The following is a 3,910-nucleotide window of genomic DNA, read 5'->3' on the forward strand; positions in this document are numbered from 1 at the left end:
AAAGACCGGAAAACCTAATTGCTAATAAAACCTAAACTATGAAAAGCTATTTCAGTACAAATCGTGTGCTGGCGTGGACCATTGCCAGCGTGGCGGTTGTCACCATTTTTTTTGCCTGTAAAAAGGAAGTAACCACAGATACTGCACCCAATAACCAGCCGGATAACAACACTATAGCCGCGGCACAACACGAAGCCGAGGTTAGCACCATGTACGGCGGACTTTTTGAAACCGTGGCCGAAGTAGCTGTTACCCAGGGACTGTTCACTGCGCGCAAGGCTGGTGTGAATAATGCGCTGGCCGATGCCGTATCAACCTCCTGCCCGGTGGCAGAGTTGCTGGACGCCACCAATCCCGACCAATGGCCTAAAAAAGTGTTGATCGACTTTGGAGAATCCTGCCTCGACAGGTATGGAGTACACCGCAGCGGTAAACTGAATGTTACTTTCAGTGGCCCGTTGTTTGGTCCGGCATCTATTATCACGGTGGAACCGGAAAATTATACGCTCGATGCCAGGCCTATAGAAGGCAGTTTCAAGATCAGCGGTGTAAGCTACAGCCCAACAGCCGGGATCCAGTATACTACCGAAGTAATCAACGGCAAAGTAACGCTGAACGATTCAGTAGTGGTTAATTATACCAGCAAAAGAACCATTAAACAAACAGCTGGGTTTGACCAGGTAACTCCTCTGCTGAATCCTTCTGATGATGTATATGCAGTGGAAGGCAATGCCGGCATTTCTTACGAGAAAGGGCCTGTAACCGGCGTTACTGCTACTTTTACCACACAGGAGCCACTGGTAAAAGTATACGACTGCGGGCACTTTGTGAAAGGAAAACTGAAAGTTGAATTTGATAAGGTAACCGGGGTAATTGACTATGGAAATGGTAAATGTACTGATCCCGTTACCATTACTGTTGGAGATAAAACAAAAGAAATTCAGTTATAAAACAAACCGTTTAACTGTTGCTGATAAAACTGATTATCAGCAACAGTTATTATAAAATAGCCGCTACTTCAAATTTTTGCTTCCTGCAATACTCCAGTACCCGTGGCAGCGCATACTCCAGCCGGTCCCAGGCTTTGGCGCTGTCGTGAAATACCACGATGGACCCAGGTTGTAATTTGAATACCACATTCTGCACACAGGCTTCCCCGTTTATCTGCGTATCGAAATCGCCACTCAGGATGTCCCACATAATAATTTTGGCGCCGGGTATCTTATCCCTGATCTGCCTGATCTGGAAGGGCGTGATCCTGCCATAGGGCGGCCTGAACAAAGGAGAAGCAATGTATTTCGCTGCTTCCAGTACATTTTCAATATATTTCCCGGTATTGGTTTTCCAACCGTTCAGGTGATTATGGGTGTGATTGCCGGTAGTATGACCTGCCTCCAGTATCTGCTGGTAAATAGCGGGATGTTCCAGCACATTTTTCCCGATGCAGAAGAAAGTGGCTTTGGCATTGAATTTTGCCAGTTGTTCCAGCACAAACGGCGTTGCCTGGGGGTGTGGGCCATCATCGAAAGTAAGATATACCTTATTACCTGCCGGGGAAAGATTCCAGACACAGCTTTTATATAAGGCTTTCAGGATGCCGGGAGTTTTGGTAAGATAGAACATATAGCCTTTGGCTTTTAGCGATGAGCTTTAGTACCGCAATATACTTAATGTCCGGTAGCCCAACCTCGCATTAAAAAATTTTAATCTCCCAACATCTCTCCGTACAATCACTTTCAGCTAAACACGAAATCCTTATCTTTGCGGCCTATGGATCACAAAAAAGTAAGAGTGCGTTTTGCGCCCAGTCCTACTGGTGGCCTACATCTTGGAGGTGTACGCACTGTATTGTTCAACTATTTGTTTGCAAAGCAGCATAAAGGCGATTTTATACTGCGTATAGAAGATACAGACCAGACCCGCTATGTTCCCGGGGCCGAAGAGTATATCAATGAATGTTTGCGTTGGTGCGGCCTTACTCCTGATGAAAGCCCGGAGACCGGCGGTCCGTATGCACCTTACCGTCAAAGTGAGCGGAAGCAACTGTATCGCCAGTACGCAGAACAATTGGTGAAAGCAGGGCATGCCTATTACGCTTTCGACACTCCGGAAGAGCTGGAGCATATGCGCGAGCGCCTGAAAACGCCGGAGAATCCATCCCCCCAATATAATCATATAGTGAGGGAAAAAATGCGTAATTCCCTTACGCTCCCGGATGCGGAAGTACAGGATCTGCTGGCGAAAAATACCCCCCATGTGATCCGTATAAATATGCCTGCCAATGAGGATATTACTTTTACCGACCTGGTTCGTGGAGAAGTAACTTTTCATACTTCGCAGGTAGATGATAAAGTTTTGCTGAAAGCAGATGGTATGCCTACCTATCACCTTGCAGTGGTGGTAGACGACTATCTCATGAAAATAACCCATGCTTTCCGCGGCGAAGAATGGCTGCCATCGGCGCCGGTACACCTGTTGCTGTGGAAATTCCTGGGCTGGGAAGCGGATATGCCTCAATGGGCCCATCTGCCCCTGATCCTGAAACCAGATGGTAATGGCAAGCTCAGCAAACGTGATGGCGATCGTTTAGGCTTTCCCGTGTATGCTATGAACTGGACAGATCCAAACACCAAAGATGTGACCAAAGGCTTCCGTGAACGCGGTTTCCTGCCGGAAGCTTTTATTAATATGCTGGCTATGCTCGGCTGGAACGATGGCACAGAACAGGAAATATTTTCCCTGGACGAACTGATACAGAAATTTTCCCTGGAACGTGTACACAAGGCCGGCGCCAAATTCGATTTCGAGAAAGCGAAGTGGTTTAACCATCAGTATATTCATCACAAAGACAATGAAAGCCTGGCTATGTTATTCCAGCCGGTACTTGATGAGAAAGGCATTACAGCGGATCCCGCTTATGTGGCCACTGTAGCAGGACTTGTAAAAGAACGCTGCTATTTTGTGAATGAAATATGGGATCATGGATTTTTCTTCTTCCAGAGCCCCGGTAGCTATGATGAAGCAGCCGTAAAGCCAAAATGGAACACTGATAAAGAAGTATTTTTCCAGGCATGGTCTGAACAGCTGGAATCATTGTCTGCCGCACCGGCAGCCGAACTGGAAGCAGCATTTAAAGCCCTGGCAGCAGAAAAGAACCTCAAAATGGGAGATGTGCAGCTGCCGTTCCGCATTATGCTCACCGGCGGAAAATTCGGACCTCCGGTGTTTGATATCGTAGCTACCCTGGGAACAGCGGAAACCCGCGCCCGTATTGCAAAGGGGTTAGCCGCATTTAAGTAGGATTGTTAGTTGTTAAATAGATCAAGGCTAAGCGGTGATGAGTCGCTTAGCCTTAGTTATTTTTCCACGTTTTTAATTCCGAATGGTTGCTGATCAGCTCAAAGTCGCTGTCGTTGTGGACTATTTCCAGGTCAAAGCTCAGGGCATAAAAAGCGATTACGCAATCATTGCTTTTGCGGATGGTAATACCTTTCTTACGCAGTGAACGGAATAATGCAGAGGCGCCCATAGCGGTAGCCATAGGCGCTATTTCTAACCTGGTATGCCAGGACAGAATATCCTTCATTTTTTTGTGTTGCGCATCATCTCTGATTCCTTGTAAGAGTTCCTGCGCAACGACAGGTACAAGTGGTGTTTCAAAGTCATTTTTCAGATAATAGGTTAAAAGAAGGGTTTGCGGAGTTTCTTTTCTTTTTGCATAGTCAATCCAAACGGATGTATCAAAAATGAGTGGCTTATTCATATGCTCCGCATTTCATTTAAGTCACCATCCCAATGAATTTTACCCTTCATATCAAGGAGCTGCCGGTTTTTAACGCCTAAAATATACTTCCTCAGCGCCTCGTTTACCACTTCCTCTTTCGTTTTACCCTTGTTGAGCTTCATTGCT

At 46.4% G+C, this 3,910-nt stretch carries 5 protein-coding genes; 2 read left to right on the forward strand and 3 right to left on the reverse strand.

Annotation, left to right across the window (positions count from 1 at the left end; translation table 11 throughout):
• Positions 1–38: 38 nt before the first annotated feature.
• Positions 39–950, forward strand: coding sequence for a hypothetical protein (locus VN105_RS13825; RefSeq protein WP_325641836.1), 912 nt, complete (start codon positions 39–41; stop codon positions 948–950).
• Between the two features lie 49 nt (positions 951–999).
• On the opposite strand, the gene VN105_RS13830 is transcribed toward VN105_RS13825, so the two are convergent.
• Positions 1,000–1,623, reverse strand: a complete 624-nt coding sequence (locus tag VN105_RS13830; RefSeq protein WP_325641838.1) for a polysaccharide deacetylase family protein — start codon at positions 1,621–1,623, stop codon at positions 1,000–1,002.
• A 147-nt stretch (positions 1,624–1,770) separates the two neighbouring features.
• Between VN105_RS13830 and gltX the strand changes: the two genes are divergently transcribed.
• Positions 1,771–3,300, forward strand: coding sequence for a glutamate--tRNA ligase (gene gltX / locus VN105_RS13835; RefSeq protein ID WP_325641840.1), 1,530 nt, complete (start codon positions 1,771–1,773; stop codon positions 3,298–3,300).
• Positions 3,301–3,352: 52 nt separating this feature from the next.
• Here the strand turns inward: gltX and vapC are convergent, their stop codons facing one another.
• Positions 3,353–3,763: a type II toxin-antitoxin system VapC family toxin gene (gene vapC, locus VN105_RS13840; protein WP_325641842.1), complete on the reverse strand. Its 411-nt coding sequence runs from the start codon at positions 3,761–3,763 to the stop codon at positions 3,353–3,355.
• On the reverse strand, positions 3,760–3,906 hold the full coding sequence (locus tag VN105_RS29795; protein ID WP_414647242.1) for a type II toxin-antitoxin system VapB family antitoxin: 147 nt from the start codon (positions 3,904–3,906) through the stop codon (positions 3,760–3,762). Before VN105_RS29795 ends, vapC begins: the two co-directional genes overlap by 4 nt.
• Positions 3,907–3,910 lie beyond the last annotated feature (4 nt).

The organism is Chitinophaga sp., from assembly GCF_035564935.1.
GTDB lineage: Bacteria > Bacteroidota > Bacteroidia > Chitinophagales > Chitinophagaceae > Chitinophaga.